This is a genomic window from Syntrophales bacterium (genome assembly GCA_030655775.1).
GTDB lineage: Bacteria > Desulfobacterota > Syntrophia > Syntrophales > JADFWA01 > JAUSPI01.
The window spans coordinates 1-25,690 of sequence record JAUSPI010000246.1 but is presented as its reverse complement, the minus strand read 5'-3'; the positions used below and the strand labels follow the sequence as shown (position 1 = coordinate 25,690).

Here is a 25,690-nt window from a genome sequence, read left to right as displayed (position 1 = left end):
ATGACACGATTATTTAATGGTGTCAAGAAAAAAGGTAAGAATAGGAAAACGGAGGCAGGAGATAAGAAATGGGGGAACGGAGACCGAAGGCGGGAGAACGGAAACAGAAAAAACAGAAAACAGGAGACGGAAAAGCAAGAGGCAGGAGATAAGAAATGGAAGAAAAGGTTGGTAGGTTTGAAGACCTTGAGGCCCGCCCTATGGAATGGCGATTATGTCGCCCCTCCTTCGGAGGATTCCACAGGGTAAAGAAAGAGGGTATGCGACTGGCTGTTAAAATATATCGGACGTTGAATGCTTGCCGTGATTATGGGTTGCGTGACCAGATGCAGAGAGCTGCTGTTTCTGTTCCATCAAACACTTGCCCTGTTAAATAGCTTGAGGTTGAAGTGTATTACACATATGTATTGCAGAGTATAAAGGATATGAAGTTTTACACAGGGTTTACTAAAGACCTCAAGCTAAGATTTGAGCAACACAATAAGGGTTTGGTAGAATCAACGAAGGATAGACGTCCATTGAAGCTGATTTATTATGAAGCTTGCTTAAGTCAAGAAGATGCGACAAAACGAGAAAAATATTTAAAATCATATCACGGAAAAATGTTCATCCGAAAAAGGCTCAAATCTTATTTAACAGGGTAAAAAGGTTACGAAAGAAACACAAACAAGGATTTTGTCCATTTTCTATATATCGCAAAGGGTTCTTGTTCTGAATTAAGAACTCAGATTTATCTGGCTGTAGAGGTAGGTGTTTTTGACAAGACAACCGGCGACGAGTTGCTGGAATCGACAAGGAAGATTTCTGCAATGCTTCATAATTTCATAAAAGTCAGAAAGGAAAGATTTTAGCATGTCCTCCGTCCTCCTTCCTCCGTCCTCCGGTCTTTCTTTTGTTAAACGTATCTTTGACATAGCTTTGGCCGGTTTTTTATTATGTTTTTTGAGTATTCCGATTCTTTTTATTGGACTGATGGTAAAGCTGACTTCAAAAGGTCCGGTATTATACTGGTCGGACAGGGTGGGGATCAACAATACTATTTTCAGGATGCCCAAGTTTCGGACGATGATTATAGATACCCCTGCCGTTGCGACTCATCTCATGAAAAATCCTGATGTTTACCTTACGCCGGTCGGCTCTTTTTTGCGCAGGTTCAGTCTGGATGAATTGCCGCAGTTGTACAGTATTTTGAAAGGTGACATAAGTTTTGTGGGTCCCCGCCCGGCCTTATATAATCAGGATGATCTGGTCGAGCTTAGAACAGGAAAAGGGATACACAAACTCATCCCTGGAATTACAGGCTGGGCGCAGGTAAACGGAAGGGATGAATTGCCGATCCCGGTAAAGGTGGAGTTTGATGAGTATTATCTTAAAAACAGGTCTTTCGCCCTTGACTTTAAGATATTGTGGATGACATTAGCAAAGGTTTTAAGGAGAGAAGGGGTTACGCATTAGGGGCAGGAGGCAGGAGACGGGAGGCAGGAGACGGTCACGCAAAGGCGCATAGAAAAGTGGATATAAATTGTTTAAGTGGGGGAAAAGAGATTGAGAATTGTTTACACATTTATTATACTTCGGGAAATGAAGAAATGAGAAGAGCTGATGGAAAAATCTCATAATTTAAGAAGCACCCTTCTACCTTTGATTGATCGTAAAGATTTTCTGCTGGTTTTTTTGTTTGGCTCATTTGCAAAAGGTTTCGCCACAGACAAAAGCGATATTGACTTGGCTATTATGTTTGAATTTTTACCTGATTTTTATGAGGTCAGCAACCTCAAGGATCAGCTATCGAGTCATCTTGGAAGAGAAGTGGATATCCTTACATTGAATACAGCCTCCCCTATAATAAGGGTACAGGTACTGAAATACGGCCTGTTGATCAAAAAAGATGATAAAATATACAATGACTTTTTTGTTCGTACTTTAAATGAATACTGTGATTTAAAATACCTGAGAAGGGAAGCAGAAGACAGTGTTCTGAGGAGTAGAATATATGCCTGACAAAGACGTAATTATGGCCAAGATTGCCATTGTCCAGAGGTGCCTAAAACGTATAATAGAAACTACAGACAATAATCCCGACAGCTTAGATGATATTGACAAACAGGATATATTCGTATTGAACCTGCAAAGGTCGGTGCAGGCAGTAATAGATCTGGCAACTCATATTGTTGCGTCTGAGGGACTTGGCCTGCCCGACACGATCAAGGACAACTTTCGGCTGCTTCTGGAAAATAAGATAATAGATAAAGGACTGGCCATAAAAATGGAACGGATGGTAGGTTTCAGAAATATTGCCGTACATGACTATCAATCTATTAATGAAAAGATTTTAAAATCTATCCTGAGTAAGCATCTATCAGATCTGGAAGAATTCTATACAGCGGTCTTAGCATACTTCGGCTGGGCAAAGGGGTGGTGAAAAACAACAGGATTGCCACGTCGCTCTGCTCCTCGCAATGACCAGAATTGAGCAAAATGTGGGTTTTGCAAAGATCTCAAGATATTCATGTGCTATATGGAACGGCCTGTGATATACCACGGACATTCATAGACAGGCGGGACGCTTGTCCTACTGTACTGGAAGGGTCAATGTCTATTTTGGGGGTGGCCACTTTTTGCTGATAAAACATGAAAAACGTTATACGCAATAAAAACTTCTATGCAATGCTCCTTCTGGATGCGGTCCTCGTAACGATAGCCTATTTTTTTGCGTACCTGCTACGTTTTGAAGGCCAGCTCCCCGTAGCTCACTGGGCACAAATTAAAGGCACACTGCCGTTTATAATCCCCCTTAAGCTGATCTGCTTTTTTATATTCGGACTCTACAGAGGGATGTGGAGATATACAAGCCTGGTCGATCTGAGAAACGTTATCAATGCCTCCAGCCTTTCCTCAATAATTATTGTCTTGTCCATTCTTTTTCTATACCGCTTTCATGGGTATTCCCGCTCCGTATTTGTTATTGACTGGGTATTTACCCTGCTCTTTGTCGGGGGAATTCGGGTAGCTATTCGAATTTTCCTTGGCGATCATCCATCATTGTGGATATTCAAGCTCCGTAAGAGCCCATCAACCCCAAAAAAGAGATTGATGATTATCGGAGCCGGTAATTCAGGAGAGAAGATTCTGAGGGAAATCCGGGAAACGCCCTCAATCAAACTTGAGCCTGTGGGACTCCTCGACGATGACCTTAGCAAGCAAGGAATGACCATTCATGGAGTTCCGGTTCTTGGAACGGTGGACGATATTAACAAAATCCGGAAGGAATTTGATGAAATCCTGATTGCCACCCCTTCAGTAAGAGGTGAAAAGATGCGGAGGATTGTTTCATTGTGTGAAGAAACAGGCAAACAGTTTCGAACTTTGCCCGGAATGGCGGAACTTATCGAAGGAAAAATTTCAGTAAGGGCAATTCGCAAGGTACATATGGAGGACTTGCTGGATCGTGAAGAAATACATCTGGATGAAGAAGAGATTCGCCAGTATATTAAAGATAAGCGCATTATGATTACGGGGGCCGGGGGCTCCATAGGGGCTGAACTGGTGAGGCAGGTATGCCGTTTTCATCCCCAGGCGATAGCTTTTATGGAGTTTAGCGAGGAGAATCTTTTCAAGATAGAGATGGAGTGTAAACAGCGTTTTGAGTTTATCCCGACATCGGAATTCCTGCTCGACATAAAGAACCGTGCTTCCGTAGGCAGGGCATTTCGGGAATTTAAGCCGGATGTGGTTTTTCATGCGGCTGCCTATAAACACGTGCCCCTGCAGGAGATGAACCCGTGGGAGACAACATTCAACAATGTCTTAGGAACACGAAATCTGGTTCAGGCCGCTCTGGAAAATCAGGTGGAACGCTTTGTCCTTGTTTCATCCGACAAGGCGGTGCGTCCCAGCAGTGTAATGGGGGCTACAAAGCGAGTGGCAGAGATGTTAGTGGAATGTGTGAATGAGAATGCTGCAACCCGTTTTATGGCTGTACGTTTCGGAAATGTTCTCTGGAGCTCCGGATCGGTCATTCCCACCTTCCAGAAACAGATCTCCAGGGGTGTTCCTGTGACCGTTACCCACCCGGAAGTAACCCGCTACTTCATGAGCATTTCGGAAGCCGCGCAATTAATCCTTCAGGCCGGCGCTATGGGTGAGGGGAACGAGATATTCATCCTGGATATGGGAAAATCCATGCGCATAGTTGACCTGGCGCGGGATCTGATTCGTCTCAGCGGATTTGAACCGGATCGTGATATTCCTATTAAATTTACCGGGCTTCGCCCCGGGGAAAAGCTTTATGAAGAACTGATTACAGAAGGTGAAGGAATCGTGGCCACAAACCATGAGAAGGTTCTTGTCATTCGAGGAAACAGACACGACCGGGATGTTCTTAATACGAAAATTGATGAACTTTTAGCTGTTGCAGACACCTATGATGCGACAGCCATAAAGAAGAAACTCCAGGAAATCGTACCGGAGTACACACCGCAGTGGTAAAATAATTGTGACACGCACGGACAAACAATGCCGGATCAAAGTCCGGCACATGGTTTGTTCCTGCCACCCCTTTTTGTCGTTTGTCCCTGCCACCCCTTTTTGTCGAGACCTTTGAATTTTGCCATAAATAGTCTGAATGGTCATTCCCGTGCAAACGGGAATCCAGTCCCCGATCGGGTCGAGGACAAGCATTTTAAACTTGTTATGGATTCCCACTCCCCGATCGGAGTCGAAGACAGGTTTCGTGGGAATGACAAAAAGGGGGTGTTTTGCAAGGGTCTCTTGTCGTTTGTTCATGTTACCCCTTTTTGTCGTTTGTCCCTGCTACTCAGCTCAGTCTGGAAACATTGTTAGACTTTTGAAAAACTGAAAAAAATGGTTTTTCAATGCTTTCACAACACCGACCACAAAAATAAAAGAGGCGTACTCATCACATGAGTGCGCCTCTTTTAATATCTGTTTTTTAGACAACTATTTTTTCGTTTGTAGTACTACCCTGCCCTTCCCTTCCGGCACTCTGATCCACTCGCTGAGCACCTGTTGCACAACACTGTAAGGATCCTGCTCGTGCTTCATAATAGCATCTACCAATTGTTCCATTTTGCCACTTTCAGACAAGTACTTCCGGAGAAGGCTGAAAATTTCGTAGTGGATCATCTGAAGAGTCTGTTGCTGGGTCCGCTCGCGCCGCTTTTCCATAAAAGTGCCGCCCTGTTTCAGATGGTTCTGATGTGACAATACAGCATCCAGAACATCTGTAACCCCGACATCATCAACGGCCGTGGTCTGTACAATCCAAGGTGTCCACGATCGGTCCCGGCTCTTACCCTTGATCTGGTCGTCCTGATTCACTCGATGGGACACCTCTACAAAAAGCTGATCTGCCCCCTGGCGGTCGGATTTGTTGATGACATAAACGTCTGCAATCTCCATCAGCCCCGCCTTCATGCTCTGGATAGCGTCTCCCAGGCCGGGAGCCAAAACCAGACAGGTGGTATCAGCGATCCGCATGATTTCCACTTCATCCTGCCCCACTCCCACCGTTTCAATAATAATTACGTCCTTTCCCGCAGCATCCAGAACATTAACCACCTTACCCGTGGATTGAGTCAAACCTCCCAGAAAACCGCGAGTAGCCATACTCCGGATGAAGACTCCCGGATCCTGTGCAATTTCGCTCATTCGGATCCGATCTCCAAGTATGGCGCCGCCGGTAAAGGGGCTTGAGGGATCGACAGCTATGATCCCTACAGTAAGCCCCTTTTCACGTATATGCCGGGTGAGTTTATCCGTAAGTGTACTCTTGCCGGTACCAGGTGATCCTGTAATCCCTACGATGTAAGCCCTCCCGGTGTGTGGATAAAGACTCTCCATACAGGAACGGGCAAGCTCATTTTCATTTTCCAGCCAGCTGATCACTCGCGCGACAGCTTTCGAGGATCCCTGGAGTACTTCACCAGCATAATCAATGGTCATAGTTTATCTTTCCTGTTAATCTCAAGAACGGACATTGTTTGTGATGTAATCGACAATCGTGGGAGTAGGTGTCCCGGGTCCGAAAATCTCTGATATTCCTACCTCTTTCAGTCCTGGTATATCTTCCAGTGGAATGATCCCTCCTCCCACCACCAGGACATCGTCAAGTTTCTTTTCCTTGAGAAGTTCCATCACCTTCGGAAAGAAGTGATTGTGCACTCCTGAAAGGCTGCTGAGGCCTATAACGTCAGCATCTTCCTGAAGGGCCGCTTCCACTATCATCTCCGGTGTTTGCCTTAAACCAGTGTAAACCACTTCCATGCCGGCTTCTGCAAATATCCGGGAAAGCAGCTTAGCACCACGATCGTGTCCGTCCAGTCCTGGTTTCGCCACAATAATCTTTATCTTCTTATCTGCCATAATATATTACCTCCACAAATTAAACGAATTCCTTTGGTCGATACTCTCCAAAAAGTTCACGCCACACATCACATACTTCGCCGACTGTGGCCTTGGCCTTCACTGCTTCGATAACCGCTGGCATGACATTCTCGTCAGTCTTAGAGACTTCACGCAGATTGTCCAGAGCCTTCTGCCATGCAGCATTGTCACGCTCGGCTCGGAGTTTCTTCAGTTTTGCGGCCTCAATCTCTCCCAGCGCCATATCAACTTTGAGAAGACCGGTTGCAGGGGGTTCCTCCATGATATATTTGTTCACTCCCACGTAGGCCCTCTCTCCGGATTCGATCTCCTTCTGGAATATATAAGCGCTGTTCTGGATTTCTTTTTGAATGTATCCCTCATCTATGGCGACCAGGGTACCACCCATTTCATCAATCTTCTTGATGTACTGATCAATTTCAGCCTCGATCTGATCTGTCAGGGCTTCCACATAATATGATCCGGCAAATGGATCAATGGTATCGCAGGCGCCGCTTTCTTCGGCCACCATCTGCTGTGTCCTCAGGGCGACAAGCACAGCTCCTTGCGTCGGGAGACACAGGGCCTCGTCATAAGAATCAGTATGGAGAGACTGGCATCCTCCTACAACCGCGGCGTAAGTCTGAAGACCCACACGCACAATATTGTTCAACACCTGTTGATATGTAAGTGTAACACCACCGGTCTGAACATGGTAACGCATCATCTGGGAGGCGGGATTCTTGGCTCCAAAACGTTCCTTCATTACCTTGGCCCAGTAACGTCGACCTGCCCTGAACTTGGCCACCTCTTCACACACATTGGTGAAGACATTGAAGAAGAAGCTCAGCCGCGGGGCAAAGTCATCTACATCCATGCCCGCATCGATACATGCCTGTACGTAGGCAATCCCATCAGCAATGGTAAAGGCCATCTCCTGGGAAGCTGTGGATCCTGACTCACGAATGTGATACCCGCTGACACTGATGCTATTCCACCGGGGAACATTTTTCTGGCAGTACGTTATCAGATCGGTAGTAAGACGCATGGTCGGCTTGGGAGGAAAGATGTACTGTCCACGACAGATGATCTCCTTCAGGACGTCATTCTGAATCGTTCCGCCTATCTTGTCAAATGGGACACCCTGTTCTTCCGCAAGGCTCAGATACATAGCAAGGAGCACTGTGGCCGCGGCATTGATGGTCATGGAGGTGGTAACCTTGTCCAGGGGGATCTGATCAAAGAGAACACGCATATCATCGATTGAATCGATGGCCGCTCCGACTTTCCCAACTTCCCCCATTGAAAGAGGATGATCGCTGTCATAGCCTGCCTGGGTGGGAAGATGAAATGCTACGCTCAAACCCGTCTGGCCTTGTTCCAAAAGGTAACGGTAACGGGCATTGGTATCTTTGGCACTACCGAAACCGGCATACTGTCGCATGGTCCAGAATCTGCCCCGGTACATGGTTGGCTGGACTCCACGTGTGTAAGGATACTCTCCGGGAAAGGAAATTTCTTTTCCGTAGTCCAGATCTTTTACGTCTTCAGGGGTATAAAGACGTTCGATGGGGATTCCAGAGATACTGGTGAAGACCTCTCTTCGTTCACCCTGTTTGCTCAAAGTCTTCCCCAGCGTTCCCGCTTCCCAGTTCGCTTTTCCTTTTTTAACCTGCTCTAATTCCTTCTTATCAATCATTGTCTACCTCCTTTTAAAAAGTTGTTTCCTTGTGACAATCCCCTGTTCCATTGATTATTGAAAATCTTCCGTCCCTATAGCAAAGAGTTGATAACGTGTCAAGCATTTAGTGTCCCAAACTGTCTGAGCACATAGAAATTAGGAGCACGCCACCATTTAACAAGGCCACATATCCTATGTTCTCAAAATATCATTTTTTTTCTAAAACTTCCCCTTATGTAGAGAGTCAAAATTTAAAAAAAATATTGACACAACTATGTTGTTATGTTAGGCGACGGTGAGCAGTAATAGTTCATCCTACAAAAAGTTTTAAGGAAGGAAACAGAATATGAATATTCATGAGTATCAAGCGAAGGAGATCTTGAGGGAGTATGGAATCCCGGTTCCTGAAGGAAGGGTAGCAAGTACCCCTGAAGAGGCCAGAAAAATTGCTTCCGAAATTGGCGGGAAGGTGGTTGTCAAAGCCCAGATCCATGCCGGTGGAAGAGGAAAAGGAGGAGGAATAAAGCTGGTTTCCTCTCCCGATGAAGCAGAAGCGGCAGCAAGAGAAATTATCGGCATGCAACTGGTAACCCCACAGACTGGTCCGGAGGGCAAAAAAGTAAAAAATGTCCTGGTAGAAAAGGCCGGAAAGATTAAAAAGGAGCTCTACCTGGGAATAGTAGTCGATCGGTCTCGAGATACGGAAGCGCCTGTAGTTATGGCTTCTCAGGAAGGTGGAATGTCTATTGAGGAAGTAGCGGCAGCGACCCCCGAAAAGATCATAAAAGTGGTTGCCCATCCCGCCGGAAGTTTCAGTGGATACCAGGGAAGGAAAATCGCCTACGGTCTTGGCCTGGATAAACCCCTTATTGGCCAGTGCTCCAAAATCGTAGCAAGCCTGTACCGCCTGATGATTGAAAAGGATGCTTCGTTAGTGGAGATCAACCCTCTTGTCATTACCGAGGATGATCAACTTGTAGCTTTGGACGCCAAGATAAATTTTGATGATGATGGTCTGTTTCGTCATCCGGAAATCAAGGAACTGTATGACGTTGACGAAGAAGATCCCCTTGAAGTAGAGGCAAAAAAGTTGGGAGTAAACTATATAAAACTTGATGGAAACGTAGGCTGCATGGTCAATGGCGCAGGACTTGCCATGACCACCATGGATCTCATAAAACTGGCGGGTGGTGAGCCGGCCAACTTCCTCGACGTAGGAGGTGGAGCCACGCCTGAACAGGTAGAAAACGCATTCAAGATCCTCACTTCAGACAAAAATGTTAAAGTCATACTCGTTAACATCTTCGGGGGAATCCTCAGGTGTGATCGCCTGGCAAATGGAATCGTTCAAGCAGTAAGTAATTTGGACTTAACAATTCCTATGGTGATAAGACTTCATGGTACCAATGAAGAAGAAGGCAAGAAAATTCTCAACGAATCATCTGTAAAATTTGAAGTAGCTGATGGTCTCTATGAAGCAGCCGAAAAAGCGGTAAATATAGCAAAGCAACAATCTTAGAGAGAGAGGTAAAACAGTGAGCATTCTATTAGATGAAAATAGTCGGGTAGTAATTCAGGGTATCACGGGAGGCGAAGGAACCTTCCATACCCGTGTAGCAGTAGAGTTTGGAACCAACGTAGTGGCCGGTGTAACTCCCGGTAAAGGAGGGATGGATGTTGATGGAATCCCTGTCTATAATAGTGTAAGTGAAGCTGTATCAGAACAAGGGGCTAACGTCGCAGGAATATATGTTCCTGCTGCCTTTACTCCCGATGCCATCCTGGAGGCCATCGAAGCAGGAATTAAATTTGTTGTAGCCGTAACGGAGGGCGTTCCCGTCCTGGAAATGGTCAAGGTAAAAAAGGTGATGAAGGGTTCCGGAGCTTATCTTATTGGACCTAATTGCCCCGGTATTACAACACCCGGTGTGGGGAAAATCGGTTTCATGCCTAATTTTATCCACAAAAAAGGTAATGTGGGGGTTATATCTCGAAGCGGAACACTGACCTATGAGGCAATTGATCAGCTAACCGCTCTGGGAATCGGGCAATCAACCTCCATCGGCATTGGTGGTGATCCTATCGTAGGTTCCGGTTTTATAGATCTTCTGGAGTTGTACGAAAAAGATCCCCAGACGGATCTTGTCGTTCTTATCGGTGAGATCGGTGGAACCGCGGAGGAAGAAGCCGCTCAGTACGTCAAAGACTACATGACAAAGCCGGTTGTTGCCTTCATCGCCGGTCAGACTGCCCCCCCAGGCAGAAGAATGGGGCATGCCGGTGCGATCATCGCCGGAGGGAAAGGAACCGCCGCAGAAAAGATGAAGGCGCTGACGGAAGCAGGTATAGCGGTAGTAACGAACCCCGCCGAAATCGGGATAACCGTAAAAAAGATACTCGAAGAACGGGGGCTGCTCAAATAGACACGTGCAACTCCTCATTCAATTGAAAAGACAGGGAATATCAGAAATATTCCGGCCCGAACAACCACTGTGAATGTTAGTGAATTGGCAAGGTAGGCAAACAGAAAAAAGCTCAAATAAGCCCTGTTTTTAAATAGAACAGAGGCAGAAAGAAAAGGAGGATTTGTATGAAAATATTGAAATTAGATCATATCGGAGTGGCGGTGAACAGTATCGAAGAAGCCCTTAAATTGTATGAGGGTGTCTTGGGACTAAAATTGGAAGAAGTTGAAACAGTTGAAGAGCAGAACGTTAAGGTGGCTTTTCTTCCTGTTGGGGATACTGAAGTAGAGCTTCTCGAATCTACCTCACCCGACGGACCAATAGCCAAGTATATTGAGAAAAAGGGTGAAGGGATGCAACATCTCGCCTTTCGGGTTGAAAATATCGAAGAGGCGCTGAAAGAATTGAAAGAAAAAGGTGTTCGTCTCATTGATGAAACTCCAAGGAAAGGGGCCGGAGGCGCAAAAATTGCCTTTGTTCACCCGAAAGAGACTTTCGGAGTTATGATTGAGCTGACCGAAAGGTAAGATGCTTTTAATCAGTAAATTAACGTTTTTCATTTAAGAAAGGAGTAAATTATGAGTAAAATAGATTTAGGACTTACCGATATCAGAGGTGCATTTCCCAAGGATTTCACGGAAGCACAGCTTGCTAAAGGACAGACCCTGTTCCTCAAAGAGCTGGCCGGCGATGTACACAAATACTACGGCGGTAAAATGGTAACCGTCCCCAAGTGTGGATTTTACGGCTGGAACTGGTACAACGTCTACTATACGCCCGGAGTATCCAAGATTTCGACCTCCATCAGAGATGACAATCGTACCTCCTTTGATATCACAAACAGGGGGAATTTTGTTGCAGTTGTTAGTGATTCTACCAGAGTCCTGGGTGATGGAGACTGTACACCTTCCGGTGGTCTCGGTGTCATGGAAGGAAAGGCATACCTGATGAAGACTCTGGCCGGTATTGATGCGGTCGCCCTCTGTGTCAATAGTTATAACGAAAAAGGAGAACACGATGCAGATAAGATCATCGATTTTGTGAGGATGCTTACACCCAGTTTCGGCGCTGTCAACCTTGAAGATATTTCTCAGCCGAACTGCTTTAAAGTGCTGGATGACCTGCAGGATTGTGATATTCCCGTGTGGCATGATGACGCGCAGGGAACAGCCTGCGTAACCCTGGCCGGTCTCATCAATGCCCTGAAACTTGTTGATAAACCTATCGGTGATATCAGTATGGCTTTTCTGGGCGCCGGCGCCTCCAATACTACATGTTGTCGTTTAATTGTCGCAGCGGGTGGAGATCCGGAAAGGATAGTTATGTGCGACTCCAAGGGTGGTCTCCATACTGGCCGCGAAGATATCAAGGCCGATACAAGATTCTATCGTAAATGGGAAATCTGTGAATCCACCAACAAAAAGAAGGTTGACAACATAGTAGACGCAATGAAAGGTGCGGACTTGCTTGTTGCTCTCTCAACACCGGGACCCGGTGTGGTTAAAGGCGAGTGGGTAAAAGGCATGGCTGATAAATCGATAGTCTTCGCCTGTTCCAACCCGGTACCGGAAATTTATCCCTATGAAGCGAAGGAAGCAGGTGCCTATATCGTTGCTACGGGAAGAGGAGATTTCCCCAACCAGGTGAATAACTCCCTCGGATTCCCGGGAATTTTAAAAGGCGCTCTCACTGTCAGGGCATCCAAAGTTACGGACAATATGGCCATTACTGCCGCCAGGTCCATAGCTAAAACCGGCGAAAGGTTAGGCATCCATCCGGAGAAAATCTCTCCTCTGATGAGCGAACTGGAAGTCTTTCCACAGGAAGCAGCCGATGTAGCCATGCAGGCAATAGAAGACGGCGTCGCCAGAGTACAAATGACTGCGGAAGAAGTATTCAAGAAAACAGAAGATGACATCAAAGAATCAACTGCCCTCTATAGTAGCTTGATGGAGGCAGGGTTTATTAAACAGCCTCCTATCGAAATGCTGGAAGGTGCACTTAAGAGAGCTGTTGACGCGGTACTGAGCAGTTAATAGTTGGTCCAAGCTTTCAGGGGATGGACTCATGTCCATCCCCCCTGAAGGTAATGTTGTAAAATTAAAAGGAGCAAGGTGATGAGAGAGATTTCTTGCGATGAGATTATTAAGGTCATACGAGACCTCTGTATTGACGCCGGCTGTAATCTGGGAGATGATGTCGAGGCCGCGTTTGATAAGGCAATCGAAACGGATGAATCCCCTGTAGCCGTGGAGGTCATAAAAGAGCTGAAGGAGAATTCACAGATTGCCCGGGAAGAACTGGTCCCCATCTGTCAGGACTGCGGTCTTGCCGTCCTTTTTATTGAACTGGGACAGGAAGTCCACATCGTGGGCGGTGATTTCAAAGAGGCCGTTAACGAAGGGGTCAGACAGGGATACGCCGATGGTTTCCTGAGAAAATCGGCCTGTCATCCATTTACACGAAAGAATACCGGAGACAATACCCCTGCCATTATTCATACCGAGATCGTCCCGGGAGACAAGATGAAAATTACCATCGCCCCTAAAGGTGGAGGCAGTGAAAACATGAGCAGGGTAACCATGCTCACTCCCGCTGTTGGTATCGAAGGTGTGAAGGATTTTGTAGTGCAAAGATTGTCAGAAGCCGGTTCCAATCCCTGTCCTCCCACGGTGATCGGTATAGGTGTGGGTGGAACATTTGAACGCTCGGCATTTTTAGCCAAAAAGGCATTGCTCAGAAAGATAGGAGAGCGGAATCCCGATCCAGAGCTGGCAGCGGCAGAAAAGGAAGTTTTGGAAAGAATTAACAAGCTGGGAATTGGTCCGATGGGATACGGAGGAAATACAACCTCCCTCGATGTACTATTCGAAATGGAACCATGCCACATTGCCAGCTTACCGTGTGCGGTCAATGTCCAGTGCCATGCGGCAAGACATAAAGAGGCAGTTATTTAACGATTACTCACACAAGCCCTATATTACATAGGACAGTGTTCTTTAGCATGACATTTGGTTACATCATGGGTGTGAATACTTGAGCGATGGTGCGCTAAAAACACTTCCTATTTGTAGCTCAGGGAAGTACTAACGCTGGAGGGAAAAATGTCAGAACAGATAAAATTGACTACCCCACTTTCTGATGAAGATGTGGAAAAGTTAAACATTGGGGATAAGGTATTCTTGAGTGGTACCATCTACACCGGAAGGGATGCCGCCCATAAGAGGTTAGTAGATTTGCTCGATGAGGGTAAGGAACTGCCTATAGATATCAAAGGTCAGATAATCTACTATGTTGGGCCAGCGCCCGCCAAACCCGGACAGGCAATCGGTTCCGCCGGTCCCACAACCAGTTACCGCATGGATGCCTATGCCTACAGGCTTATGGAGTTGGGGCTGAAAGGAATGATTGGAAAGGGAAACCGTGCCCCGGAAGTTATCGAAGCTATGAAAAAACATAAGACAGTATACTTCGGCGCTACCGGAGGAGCAGGGGCTCTCATTGCCAAAAGCATAAAGAAGGCAGAGATTGTTGCCTATGAAGAACTCGGACCCGAAGCCATCCGGAAATTGGAGGTAGAAGATTTTCCGGTAGTGGTGGTTAATGATGTCAGGGGAGGAGATCTTTACGTTGAAGGAGCTAAAAAATACAGGAAAGAGTAAATCAACTAACTAATAGAACGTTTCAGTCAAGGCTTCACAACGGCATTTGCAATTACGGAGGGTAATGAAGCAATCTACACTGCTCTATTTGTATTGTGTGGTTTTAAGTCATCTCATTGTCCATACAGTAAATTTATCCATTGCAAGCTCATAAAAGTTTACCTGTGGAACGTTCCATTAGATAGATTGTTTTTCCATTTTTTGCTCAGTGCTTAACGAATAAAGAAAGATTTATTAAAACTTCTTTATAATCTTAATGAGGGGATGGAAGATATGGTAAATTTGGGATACACTAATAAGACAGAAGTGGTTACGCATGACGTCTTGATCTTTGGTACAGGGCTGGCCGGGTTTCGGGCAGCGCTGGAGATTGCCCGGAAAACTAAGGACTCGGTAAATATGGGCCTTCTCTCCAAGGTTCAGCTCCAGCGTCCCCACTCGGTATGTGCCGAAGGTGGTTCGGCAGCAGTTATGCGAGAGGATCAGGGTGACAACTTTGATGTTCATGCATGGGACACCGTCAAGGGCTCAGACTTCCTGGCAGACCAGGATGTGGTATACCACTTTGTGGAAAACGCCCCCAAAGAGATCTTGCAGATGGACCACTGGGGAATGCCCTGGTCACGAACCGAGGATGGCAGGGTCAAACAGCGTCCCTTCGGAGGACACAGCTATCCTCGAGCCGTGATGGCCGCAGACAAGACCGGTTACTTTGAGATATCGACCCTTTATGACACCCTGATGAAGTATAAAAACTTCTGCCGGTACGATGAATACTTTGTCACCTCTATCTTGACAGGTAAGAATGGCGAATTTTGCGGCGTTACGGCCATAGACATGTGTACCGGAACATTCTATGTCATGCGTGCCAAGGCGATGCTCATTGCTACCGGTGGTATTGGAAACCTTTACGGTTTCACCACCTATTCCCAGACCGTCACCGGGGATGGACATGTGGCAGCATATCGGGCCGGGTTGCACCTTGAAGATTCGGAATTTCTCCAGTTTCACCCCACCGGCCTCGTCCCTAACGGTATCCTTATGACCGAAGCGTGTCGTGGTGAAGGAGGGTATCTGAGAAACTCAAATGGTGACAGGTTTATGGATAAATATGCCCCGGAAAAGATGGAGCTGGCACCCCGCGATCTCGTCTCCCGATCTATGATAACCGAGATTTTAGAAGGTCGAGGCTTTAAGGGGCCCGGAGGGTTGGATTATCTCCATTTGGATCTTACCCACTTGGGAGCAGACAAGATCAATAATGTCCTGCCGTTAATCAGGGAGGTCTGTATTGATTATATCGGACTCGATCCTATCGAAAAACCGATTCCGGTCCGTCCCGTTGCCCATTACTCCATGGGAGGAATCGAGGCAGACATTAACGGTGCAACCGCTATGAAGGGTGTCTGGGCAGCAGGAGAATGCGCCTGCTATTCTCTCCACGGCGCTAACCGCCTCGGTTGTAACTCCACGATCGAGTGCATTCTCTGGGGAAAGTTTACCGGCCAGGAGATAATAAAATATCTCGACACAAACCCGCCACTGGCAGATATGCCGTCGGATAAAGTTGATGCGGAATACAAACGCCTCTTTGTTGATCTCCTGCAGAAGAAAGGTAAAGAAAATCTTTACGATATCAAGATGGAACTCAGGAGAGCAATGGACAAATATGTAGGGGTCTACCGTACCGGAGAAGGCCTAAGTGAAGGGCTGGAAAAAATCAGAGAACTAAAGAAACGATTTGCTGACATCTATATTCAGGACAGTGGTCATGTGTACAATAACAATATGATCAATGCCCTTGAGACAGAAAACCTCCTCGATCTGGCTGAAGGATTGGTTTCGGCGGCGCTGGCCCGTAAGGAATCCCGTGGGGGACATGCCCGGACTGATTTTCCGGTGCGTGACGATGAAAACTGGCTCCAACATACACTGATAACCTATACGAAAGGTGGGCCAAAACTTAGTTACAAACCGGTAACGATCACCAAATGGAAACCGGTAGAACGTACATACTGAGGAGAAGAAAATGGAAAAAAAGAGATACGATAATCACCTGGAACTTTTGGGATGGGTAGCAGGTGGCAAGTGGGGAATAGAGCGCTATCTATATACCCTTCACCGGATCACGGGAGTAGGTATCCTGCTCTTTTTCATGATCCATATATTTGAAAGCTCTACCAGAATCTTTGGCATGAAAGTTTGGGATCCAATTATGGCAGCGATGCACCATCCCATTTTTAAGATGGGTGAGGCCCTTGTCTTTATAGCATTCGCCTTTCATGCTTTGAACGGCATCCGGCTCATTCTGATCGAGCTGGGATTTATGGTAGGAAAACCAGAACAGCCGGTCTATCCGTACCAATCATCACTGAATGTGCAACGACCTCTAATGATAACAGTAATGATAATCGCTGGGCTACTTATATTGCTCGGGATGGTAGATCTCATCTTTTTGGCATAAATAAGGGAGGATTTTTTCATGAATAAAAGTGGAAATTGGATATTATTTATCCTTGCGGCAGTTGTAGTTTTTGTCCTTCTCGGTTTACACATGGTTGTTGTTCACCTGGATGGAATCTTTGGGATCCTCAGTCCCGCGGGAGGTTCGGCCCTTGCCTGGGAAAATGTTATTCAGAGAAGTAAGTCTAACTTTTTTACTGTCACTTACATTATTTTGCTGGGAGCAGCGCTCTACCATGGATTTTACGGGCTACGAACCATTATATTTGAGCTTGGACCCAGAAAAGCGGTAGAACGTGGTTGGACCATCTTTTTGTTGGCAGTGGGCACCGTTCTTTTCATCGTTGGAACTTATGCCGCTATCGCAGTACGAACAGTAGAAACAGCACTTTAGAAAGGACAATAAAATGGCAACCAACATTACCTATAATATTAGACGTTTTGATCCTGAGAAGGATGAGGCTCCACGGTGGCAGCAGTTTACCCTACCGGTGGAACCCGGAATGACTGTGCTGGACGGCTTACACTGGATCAGAGAGAACCAGGATGCGACCCTCGCCTGGCGCTATTCCTGCCGGATGGGAGTATGTGGTTCCTGCGCCATGTTGATAAATGGAACACCATGTATGGCCTGTAACACCCAGATCCTGCACGTAACTGATCGTTTGTTAACGGTGGCACCTCTTCCAAACTTCAATGTAATCAAAGACCTGGTACCGGATTTAACGCCGATGTTCGAGACACACGCCTCCATCTTCCCTCAAATCGAGCGGACGGACGTCCAGGAGATGGAAAATCCTACAGCAGAATACATACAATCTACCGAGGAGCTTGAAAGGTACCTTCAGTTCACCTATTGCATGAAGTGCGGCTGTTGTATCGCTGCCTGCCCCGGGTCGGCTACTGACCGGGAATATCTTGGACCGATGCCCCTTACACAGGCATACCGCTATAATGTAGATACCCGTGATGACGGTGAAAAGAAGAGAAACGGTGTGGTGAGTAGGGCCCACGGTGTTTTTAGCTGTCATTATGCCGGAGAGTGTTCCAAAGTATGCCCTAAGGGGGTAGACCCGGCAAGGGCTATCCAGCTGATGAAAAAGGAGCTGGTCTTAGGTTATCTGAGACTTAAGGGCGCTAAAAAACCGGCCAAATTGGTGGGTCCTCCGACTGGTGAGGCCAAACCGAAGATTGAGGCCCCCGCATTTACGGTAGAACAGTAAAAGTAAAAACGGATGGACAATCCGGGTAGTTTTATTGCCCGGTTTTTGGAAGATAACCAAAATATTTACTAAAGCGTAGAAATAGGACTCTGAGAGTAAAAAAATATTTTGAGCATCGAAGAGTCCTTTTTCAAATTATTATCGAGTGAAACTCTACTCCGCTCGGTTTGTTCTGATCAGGCACATTTTCTCGAATTTACAAAAGCTGAACCAAATATAAAAAAGGAGGTGTCTTATGGCTGAGGAGAAGGGAGCGAAATGGACCACTACTGAAGAGTGGGCTCTTGAAAGAGAAAAGAAGTATGACGAAGTTAAGGAAAAGTATAAAGATAAAAAATGGCCCGAGTTGACCACAGAGGAGAAATACGAAGTTTTTGAAGCACGCAAGGCCGTTCTGGAACGGATGGGTGGTGTAAGGGGAATAAAACGGCAACATGACAGGGGTAAGTATACGGTAAGGGAGAGAGCAGATAAATTGTTTGACCCGGGATCATTTGTCGAAATTGGATTGCATTGCAAATCCTCATGCCTCTCGTACGATCTGTATAAGGTTGCCCCCGAGGATATGCCTGCGGACGGTATACTTGCAGGCTACGGACTCGTCGACGGAAGGCCGGTATATGCCTTCTTCCAGGATTTTACAACATGGGGTGGAACACTTGGAAAGACACACGCGGAAAAGATTAAGAGAGTTTCCGGTGAGGCTGTGCAGAACAACTGCCCTATCGTGTATATCGCCGACTCCGGTGGTGCCAGGATACAGGAGGGAACTGATTCTCTGGCTGGCTACGGCGACCTGTTTTACGTAAACAGCATATATTCCGGCTGTGTTCCACAGCTCTGCGGTATAATAGGGCCATGTGCCGGAGGAGCCGTTTATTCTCCCGCGCTGATGGATTGTATCTTCACGGTAGAAGGTGAAACTGAAATGTTTATCACCGGACCAATCGTGATAAAGGCTGTTCTGGGACAGGACGTCGGAAAGGAAGAACTTGGCGGCGCCAGAGTTAATTGTGAGCGGAGCGGAAACGCTGCATTTATGGCACAGGATGAAGATGAATTTATAGGGCAGCTGAAGAAACTGCTGGGCTTCCTCCCGGGTAGCGCCAAGCAGAAGCCTCCCTACGTAGAAACCGGCGATTCACCGGACAGGACCACACCGGAGCTGAGGAAGATAATACCTGACAGTCTGACTGAGCCATATGACATGAAGAAGATCATTGAAACAGTCGTCGACAATGGGGACTTCCTTGAATGGCAGGAGCTCTTCGCGCCGAGTCTTGTATGTGCCTTTGCCAGAATGAATGGAAATTCGGTCGGTATAATTGGACAGAATCCGATGCATCTTAATGGTGCTGTGACAATAGACTCCGGCGACAAGGGATCAAAATTCATGAGACTGTGCGACGCTTACAACGTACCTCTTATAAGCTTTGTCGATGCATCCGAATACGCCGTCGGAAAGGAGCAGGAGGTAGGCGGGATAATCAGACATAGTGCAAAGCTGATCCAGGCTTACGCCGAAGCTACTGTCCCCAAAATTACAATTATTACCAGAAAGGCATTTGGGGGACCAGCTCTACTCGGTTCTAAGAACCTTGGTTCTGATTTAGTCTTGGTATGGCCAACATGTGAAATGGCGGCTGCAAGCCCTGAGCAGGCCGTGAGCGTTATCGGGGGTGATGAGATGGATTACAGAAATCGCTTCGCAGATCCGGCTGTACCGGCAACAAAGTTGCACATTGACGAAATCATAGATGCTGCTGATACCAGGCCACTTATATGTAAGGCGCTCAATATGTTTGAGCAGAAATCTGTCGATCTGCCTTACAAGAAACATAACATCAAGCCGCATTAGAACCTTAAAAAAGAGAAAGGAGGTTGTTCCAGATGGTTAGTGAAAAAACGTTCGCAGAGATGTCAACAGTAGAAAAGTCTGGTTTTTTGAAAAGTGAGCAGGCAAGAATCTATGAAATGGGCGGAGCAGAGGCAGTAAAGCTCCAACATGACATGGGAAAGTATACAGCAAGGGAAAGGGTAGAAAAATTGTTTGACCCCGGGTCCTTTTTAGAAATCGGGGAATTCTGCCGGTCGGTAACACCGCATTATGATATATTCAAGGAGGACCTACCCGCGGATGGCGTAGTAACAGGATACGGGACTATCGATGGTAAAATTGTTTACGGTGCCTTCCAGGATGCTACAGTCATGGGTGGAACACTTGGAATAATACACGCTGCCAAGATAGTCAGAGTTCTCCAGGAGGCTAACAATGTTGGCTGTCCTATGCTCTATGTTGTCGACTCAGAGGGATTGAGGATAAAGGAAGGGCCCGATTCGCTGGCCGGTCTTGGTGATCTGGCGTATAACATGACCATCTATTCAGGAGCCATTCCTCAGATCTGTGCTGTCATGGGAACATGCTCGGGTGGAATGACAATTGTCCCGGGACTCGCAGACTGTGTGTTCACCGTGGATAAAATAACCAAGATGTATGCCAATGACCCATCAACGATAACGAAGGTTACCGGCGAAGAAGTCGGAGATGAAGATATCGGTGGCGCGGCCGTTCACTGCGGAAAAAGCGGGGTCGGTACATTCTTGACTAAGAGCGAAGATGACTGTATCGAACAGATAAAAAGGTTTCTCAGCTTCCTCCCGGGTAGCGCCAAGGAAAAACCGCCGTATGTTGAAACGGGTGATCCTGCGGACAGGACATCAGAGGCGCTGGCGACAATAGTACCCGACAAAGCGACACGTCCCTTCAACATGAAAAAACTGATGGGCGAAGTAGTAGACAACGGGGACTTTATGGAGTGGCAGGAAAAGTATGCCAGAAATATGATATGTGCTTTAGCCAGAATGGATGGAAACACTGTAGGTATACTGGCACAGAATCCTATGGTTATGGCGGGCTGCCTTGATGTCGACTGTTCCGATAAGGGCTCCAGATTTATCAGATTTTGCGATGCCTATAATATACCTATACTCAATCTTGTTGATGTCCCAGGATATCTTCCGGGAACGGATCAAGAGTGGAATGGTATAATAAGGCATGGTGCAAAAATGCTCTATGCCTATTCCGAAGCAACCGTACCTGAAATAACTGTCGTTATACGAAAGGCATACGGAGGTTCTTACCTGGGCATGTGCTCCAAGGACGTCGGTGCAGATATAGTTATGGTATGGCCCCCTTGCGAGATGGCGGTTATGGGGCCATCGGGCGCAGTAGGTATTATCGAGCGTACAGCGATAAAAGAGGCGGAAGATCCCGCTGCAAAGCGAGAGGAGTTAGTCAAAGAGTACGTAAACCGCTTCCTGGTACCCACGGCACCAGCAGCCAATCTGAATCTGGATACGGTTATAGATCCTGTACAAACAAGACCGTTAATATGCAGGGCACTTAAGCTGTTCAAGAATAAGGACACGAAGTTGCCGTATAAGAAGCACGATATTATGCCAGAGTAAGACAGGTTGAAGCTTTAAAAGGGGGCACCGGAAAAGGTGCCCCTTTTTTTTAACACATTTTTCATATCTACCGGTCAGAAACGACCAGGTTTCTTTTCTGCAATGCCTTTTATTTTCTTGATTTCAAAATTCAGTAAAGATACTATTCGTAACACTGTGTAGGGTGGCATTTTACATGCCACCGTGCGGTCGGGTGTGAAACCCGACCCTACAATTTAGGATCATCTCCAAAAGAGTTGGTAGGATCATAAGGATTCAAGGGGTCAAGGGTTCGAGTGAAATCCTTAGGAATTATAAAGAGTTAAAAGTTTGGCAAAGGTCATATCATCTATGTTTAGAAGTTTACAAAATACTCGACCCCCTGAATCCTTGAATCCTCGAACCCTTTGCATCAACTAATCGGGAGAAGAACCACAATTTAAAACTTGTTCTCCTATCTTAAACAGAGGTGTTTTGAAATGAAAACGGCTTTTATCACCGGGATTACCGGACAGGACGGATCATACCTTGCGGAACTGTTACTTGAAAAGGGGTATGAAGTTCATGGTCTTGTTCGCAGGGCAAGTACATTCAACACAAACCGCATAGATCACCTATATAAAGACTTTCATGACCCTGAGGCACGAATGTATCTACATTATGGAGACCTATCGGTATCGGGACAATTAACCGATCTGCTCAACACCCTTAAGCCCGATGAAATCTACCATTTAGGCGCTCAAAGCCACGTCAGGGTAAGTTTTGATATGCCTGAATACACAGGTGACATAACAGGCCTGGGCACCATCCGGCTTTTAGAGGCAATTCGAAAAACAGGTATCAAGACCAGATTTTATCAGGCCTCATCCAGTGAAATGTTCGGGGCCGCTCCACCACCTCAGAACGAGCTTACTCCTTTTGAACCGCAAAGCTCCTATGCAGCCGCCAAAGTTTTCTCTTTTTACATGGTTAAAAATTATCGGAAAGCATATAACATTTTTGCCTGCAATGGGATCCTCTTCAATCATGAATCACCCAGAAGGGGGGAAACCTTCGTCACCAGAAAAATTACCCGCGCAGCCACAAGGATCAAGTGCGGGCTTCAGGATAAGCTATACCTGGGAAATCTTGATGCCAAAAGGGACTGGGGTTTTGCCGGAGATTATGTTGAGGCAATGTGGATTATGCTTCAGCAGGATGAACCGGATGATTACGTAATTGCCACAGGAAAGACACACTCCGTCCGTGAATTTACCGAAAAGGTATTTAAGAAATTGGGGCTCGATTATGAAAAACATGTAGAGATAGATGCCAAATATTTCAGACCAACGGAGGTTGATGTCCTGCTCGGTGATCCTTCCAAGGCAAAAAATAAATTGGGATGGGAACACAGGGTCGGCTTTGATGAGTTGATCGATATGATGATTGCAGCAGATATGGAACTGGCAAACAAAGAAAAAACGCTTCTCGATGCGGGCTATAGTGTTGAACGATGAAGAAAAAAGACCGGACCCAATTTCCAGATTACGACTTTTCATCCAAACGAATTGCTGTTACCGGCGGTAAGGGATTCTTGGGCAGGCATCTCATCAAAAAGCTGACCGATAAAGGGTGCCGGCATATCGCTTCGTTCGGTTCGTCGAAATACAATCTCTTAAATCTTAAAGACATAAAGCGGATGTATGATGATACAAAACCGGACATTGTCATTCATTTATCCGCAAGAGTTGGTGGTATCGGATTCAATCTGGAAAATCCCGCCTCCTTATTCTATGAAAATCTGATGATGGGCACACAACTCCTCCACGAAGGATACCTGTGTAATATCGAAAAATTTGTGGCCATAGGAACCATCTGCGCCTATCCCAAATTTACACCTGTTCCTTTCAAGGAAGATGATCTGTGGAACGGCTATCCCGAGGAAACAAATGCACCGTATGGTCTCGCCAAAAAGATGATGCTGGTTCAATCACAGGCCTACCGTCAGCAGTACGGATTCAATTCCATTTTTCTTCTTCCAGTCAATCTTTACGGCCCCGGAGATAATTTTGACCCCACATCATCACATGTTATACCTGCGCTTATAAAAAAATGCGTTGATGCAACTTTAAATAATGAGAACAACATCGTCGTCTGGGGAACAGGGGAAATTACCCGTGAATTTCTATATGTGGAGGATGCCGCCGAGGCGATCGCACTTGCCACCCAAAAATATGATAAAAGTGAACCTGTTAATATAGGTGCCGGTTTCGAAATCTCAATCAAAGAGCTGGTTGAATTGATTGTGGAACTGACAGATTTTCAGGGGAAAACAGTATGGGATGATACGAAACCGGACGGCCAGCCACGCAGGACACTGGATACCACAAAGGCTCTCAAGGAATTCGGCTTTAAAGCAAAGACCTCTCTCAGGGAGGGATTGAAAAAGACGATTGAATGGTACAAAAAAGTTGGCTGACAAAACCTTTACAGAATGTTCAATTTTGACAGTCTCGTAAAAAGTCTTTTGCGAGTGAATTTGAGGATTTTGGGAAAAAGATGATGGTGGTACCTGGCGTTAAAAAAATCTAATTGTTTGAGTGCATAAGCGCGAGTTTTAGATTTTTAGCCAGGTAATACCAGCATCCCCAAAATACTCTCTGAGCGAGTAAAAATGACTTTTTACGAATGCATCAATCTTGTTCAAGTGAAGCTCCCCGCCCACAGGGCCGGGGCTTCCCGGTAAGGAATAATTTAATTATATTGCGCCCCTTACCCCGCCTACAAGGCGGGGCTTGCGGGGTGCGCTCCCGGTCAAGTGAGGATGTTATGCAATGGTTTCTTGACTTCCACAACACTTTGTGCTAATAGGCCAAACTGCAATGGATAAGGGAACAAGAAAATCCATGGTCCAGATGGCTTATGTTAGCAGTCTCGGCTTTGCAATGGTCATCATGAGTGCCGGGGGTCTCCTTTTTGGAGCATATCTGGATAGGAAACTGGGGACAGGACATAAACTTGCACTGTTATTTTTTCTTATAGGAACTATTGCGGGATTCAGGAATGTATATGTTGTAATCAAAAAGAACTTCAGGGATGAAAAGCCTATAATAAAGCTTTTAAAATATGAACCGCACAGAAAAAGACCACATCCCAAGAAAGCTTGAGTTTAGAAACTGGATTATTCTCGGAATATTTCTCACAGTCAGCTTAATCTTTATGTCATACAGATTTACTCTTGGGATACTGTTGGGTGGACTTATAAGCATTATAAATTATTACTGGCTTTATCAGGGCCTTCGAAAGGCATTTCAGAGGGTCACGGATAAGACAAAGTCGGCTGTAGTATTGAAGTACTACATCAGACTTGCCGTCACGGCGATTGTGCTTTTTTTTGTCATTACACAAACACCTGTCGACGTGATTGGTTTAATAATCGGGCTTTCCACAGTTGTAATAAGCATCATATTTACAACAGTTCTTGAACTTTCAAAAAAAAACTGCGCTGAGGAGGTCAAATAAGCAATGCACCCTTTGTTATTTCTTCAGAATGACTTTTTCCCACCACACGTTACTTACACCTGGTTTATAATGGTGCTCCTGCTTTTGTTTTCCTTTCTGGCAACACGCCGATTGAACATTTATCCGGGCAGGTTTCAGAATTTCATGGAGGTTGTTATTGGTGGTATAGATGCTCTGCTTACAGATGTCATGGGGCCTGAAGGAAAAAAGTTTTTTCCGCTTATGGCAACACTGACCCTCTTCATTTTCACTTCTAACTTGTTTGGTCTCATCCCCGGATTCGATGGGCCCACAAATAATCTCAATACGACTGTTTCCATGGCGCTGGTAGTTTTCGTTTCAACACATGTCGTCGGCGTCAAGGTCCATGGATTTAAGTATATCAAACAATTTATGGGGCCTGTATGGTGGCTGGCACCACTTATGTTTCCAATTGAGATAATCAGTCATCTGTCACGACCCCTCTCCCTTTCAGTACGATTGTTCGGAAATATGGAGGGAGGACATATTGTCCTTGCCGTGTTGTTTGTACTGGTTCCGCTTCTTGTACCGCTTCCAATTCTCGTGCTCAAACTTCTTATAGCGGCAATCCAGACACTGGTTTTCGTACTGCTGTCGATGATGTATATAGCAGGGGCGATGGAAGAAGCTCACTGAAAAAGCTTTCAGCTTTTTAGCTGTCACAATAAAAATGAGGGAGTTGCCTTTTGCAACTCCCTCATTTTTTTACATCTATTATCGAAATCCCTAAAGCGACAAAGCCGCAACCCCAAAAGTGCCTAAAGTTTGAAGTGCCTAAAGTTTGAAGTGCCTAAAGTGAGCTAAAGTTAATGTACACGCCTTCGGCGCGGTCAAATTCGAAAC

At 46.1% G+C, this 25,690-nt stretch carries 26 protein-coding genes; 23 read left to right on the top strand and 3 right to left on the bottom strand.

The genetic code is table 11. The features are described 5' to 3' along the window. Positions 1-16: 16 nt before the first annotated feature. The 6 genes from Q7J27_13875 (at position 17) to Q7J27_13850 (ending at position 4,488) form a co-directional block, all read left to right on the top strand. The gene (locus tag Q7J27_13875) at positions 17-175 is read left to right on the top strand and encodes a hypothetical protein (GenBank protein ID MDO9530228.1); all 159 of its coding nucleotides are present in this window, start codon (positions 17-19) and stop codon (positions 173-175) included. Continuing rightward, positions 156-377, top strand: coding sequence for a four helix bundle protein (locus Q7J27_13870; protein MDO9530227.1), 222 nt, complete (start codon positions 156-158; stop codon positions 375-377). The genes Q7J27_13875 and Q7J27_13870 overlap by 20 nt, the downstream gene beginning before the upstream one ends. A gap of 475 nt (positions 378-852) precedes the next feature. Then, a complete protein-coding gene (locus Q7J27_13865) occupies positions 853-1,455 on the top strand; it encodes a sugar transferase (GenBank protein MDO9530226.1) in 603 nt (200 codons plus the stop codon). Positions 1,456-1,602: 147 nt separating this feature from the next. Next, entirely contained in the window at positions 1,603-2,001 is a 399-nt protein-coding gene (locus tag Q7J27_13860) for a nucleotidyltransferase domain-containing protein (protein ID MDO9530225.1), read from the top strand. Beyond that, complete coding sequence (locus Q7J27_13855) at positions 1,994-2,422, top strand: DUF86 domain-containing protein (protein ID MDO9530224.1); 429 nt, start codon at positions 1,994-1,996, stop codon at positions 2,420-2,422. Before Q7J27_13860 ends, Q7J27_13855 begins: the two co-directional genes overlap by 8 nt. A 209-nt stretch (positions 2,423-2,631) precedes the next feature. Further along, entirely contained in the window at positions 2,632-4,488 is a 1,857-nt protein-coding gene (locus tag Q7J27_13850) for a nucleoside-diphosphate sugar epimerase/dehydratase (protein MDO9530223.1), read from the top strand. Positions 4,489-4,959: 471 nt separating this feature from the next. Here the strand turns inward: Q7J27_13850 and meaB are convergent, their stop codons facing one another. The 3 genes from meaB to Q7J27_13835 are packed head-to-tail and all read right to left on the bottom strand — an operon-like array spanning position 4,960 to position 8,083. Then, positions 4,960-5,964 (bottom strand): methylmalonyl Co-A mutase-associated GTPase MeaB, encoded by a 1,005-nt coding sequence (gene meaB, locus Q7J27_13845; protein MDO9530222.1) that lies wholly within the window; start codon positions 5,962-5,964, stop codon positions 4,960-4,962. 21 nt (positions 5,965-5,985) lie between these two features. After that, complete coding sequence (locus Q7J27_13840; GenBank protein MDO9530221.1) at positions 5,986-6,384, bottom strand: cobalamin B12-binding domain-containing protein; 399 nt, start codon at positions 6,382-6,384, stop codon at positions 5,986-5,988. 19 nt (positions 6,385-6,403) lie between these two features. Then, positions 6,404-8,083, bottom strand: coding sequence for a methylmalonyl-CoA mutase family protein (locus tag Q7J27_13835; protein ID MDO9530220.1), 1,680 nt, complete (start codon positions 8,081-8,083; stop codon positions 6,404-6,406). Positions 8,084-8,411: 328 nt separating this feature from the next. Between Q7J27_13835 and sucC the strand changes: the two genes are divergently transcribed. The 17 genes from sucC (at position 8,412) to atpB (ending at position 25,483) form a co-directional block, all read left to right on the top strand. After that, on the top strand, positions 8,412-9,584 hold the full coding sequence (gene sucC / locus Q7J27_13830; protein MDO9530219.1) for an ADP-forming succinate--CoA ligase subunit beta: 1,173 nt from the start codon (positions 8,412-8,414) through the stop codon (positions 9,582-9,584). Positions 9,585-9,600: 16 nt separating this feature from the next. Further along, positions 9,601-10,488: a succinate--CoA ligase subunit alpha gene (sucD, locus tag Q7J27_13825; protein ID MDO9530218.1), complete on the top strand. Its 888-nt coding sequence runs from the start codon at positions 9,601-9,603 to the stop codon at positions 10,486-10,488. Between the two features lie 167 nt (positions 10,489-10,655). Continuing rightward, entirely contained in the window at positions 10,656-11,057 is a 402-nt protein-coding gene (gene mce / locus Q7J27_13820) for a methylmalonyl-CoA epimerase (GenBank protein MDO9530217.1), read from the top strand. A 51-nt stretch (positions 11,058-11,108) separates the two neighbouring features. Continuing rightward, positions 11,109-12,566: an NADP-dependent malic enzyme gene (locus Q7J27_13815; protein ID MDO9530216.1), complete on the top strand. Its 1,458-nt coding sequence runs from the start codon at positions 11,109-11,111 to the stop codon at positions 12,564-12,566. A gap of 81 nt (positions 12,567-12,647) precedes the next feature. After that, positions 12,648-13,487, top strand: coding sequence for a fumarate hydratase (locus tag Q7J27_13810; protein MDO9530215.1), 840 nt, complete (start codon positions 12,648-12,650; stop codon positions 13,485-13,487). 147 nt (positions 13,488-13,634) lie between these two features. Beyond that, a complete protein-coding gene (locus Q7J27_13805; protein ID MDO9530214.1) occupies positions 13,635-14,192 on the top strand; it encodes a Fe-S-containing hydro-lyase in 558 nt (185 codons plus the stop codon). A 273-nt stretch (positions 14,193-14,465) separates the two neighbouring features. Then, complete coding sequence (locus tag Q7J27_13800) at positions 14,466-16,211, top strand: succinate dehydrogenase/fumarate reductase flavoprotein subunit (GenBank protein MDO9530213.1); 1,746 nt, start codon at positions 14,466-14,468, stop codon at positions 16,209-16,211. Between the two features lie 10 nt (positions 16,212-16,221). Next, positions 16,222-16,656 carry a succinate dehydrogenase, cytochrome b556 subunit gene (sdhC, locus tag Q7J27_13795; GenBank protein ID MDO9530212.1) on the top strand — a complete coding sequence of 145 codons (435 nt, stop codon included), beginning with the start codon at positions 16,222-16,224 and terminating at the stop codon, positions 16,654-16,656. 18 nt (positions 16,657-16,674) lie between these two features. Continuing rightward, on the top strand, positions 16,675-17,049 hold the full coding sequence (locus Q7J27_13790; GenBank protein MDO9530211.1) for a hypothetical protein: 375 nt from the start codon (positions 16,675-16,677) through the stop codon (positions 17,047-17,049). Between the two features lie 13 nt (positions 17,050-17,062). After that, positions 17,063-17,878: a succinate dehydrogenase iron-sulfur subunit gene (locus tag Q7J27_13785; protein MDO9530210.1), complete on the top strand. Its 816-nt coding sequence runs from the start codon at positions 17,063-17,065 to the stop codon at positions 17,876-17,878. A gap of 235 nt (positions 17,879-18,113) precedes the next feature. Then, positions 18,114-19,736 (top strand): acyl-CoA carboxylase subunit beta, encoded by a 1,623-nt coding sequence (locus tag Q7J27_13780; GenBank protein ID MDO9530209.1) that lies wholly within the window; start codon positions 18,114-18,116, stop codon positions 19,734-19,736. A 32-nt stretch (positions 19,737-19,768) separates the two neighbouring features. Next, positions 19,769-21,346, top strand: a complete 1,578-nt coding sequence (locus Q7J27_13775; GenBank protein MDO9530208.1) for a carboxyl transferase domain-containing protein — start codon at positions 19,769-19,771, stop codon at positions 21,344-21,346. A gap of 458 nt (positions 21,347-21,804) precedes the next feature. Then, entirely contained in the window at positions 21,805-22,821 is a 1,017-nt protein-coding gene (gmd, locus tag Q7J27_13770; GenBank protein MDO9530207.1) for a GDP-mannose 4,6-dehydratase, read from the top strand. After that, on the top strand, positions 22,818-23,783 hold the full coding sequence (locus tag Q7J27_13765) for a GDP-L-fucose synthase (GenBank protein ID MDO9530206.1): 966 nt from the start codon (positions 22,818-22,820) through the stop codon (positions 23,781-23,783). Before gmd ends, Q7J27_13765 begins: the two co-directional genes overlap by 4 nt. Positions 23,784-24,186: 403 nt before the next feature. Next, on the top strand, positions 24,187-24,471 hold the full coding sequence (locus Q7J27_13760) for an AtpZ/AtpI family protein (GenBank protein MDO9530205.1): 285 nt from the start codon (positions 24,187-24,189) through the stop codon (positions 24,469-24,471). Beyond that, the gene (locus Q7J27_13755; protein MDO9530204.1) at positions 24,431-24,826 is read left to right on the top strand and encodes an ATP synthase subunit I; all 396 of its coding nucleotides are present in this window, start codon (positions 24,431-24,433) and stop codon (positions 24,824-24,826) included. Before Q7J27_13760 ends, Q7J27_13755 begins: the two co-directional genes overlap by 41 nt. 3 nt (positions 24,827-24,829) lie before the next feature. After that, positions 24,830-25,483, top strand: coding sequence for a F0F1 ATP synthase subunit A (atpB, locus tag Q7J27_13750; GenBank protein MDO9530203.1), 654 nt, complete (start codon positions 24,830-24,832; stop codon positions 25,481-25,483). Positions 25,484-25,690 lie beyond the last annotated feature (207 nt).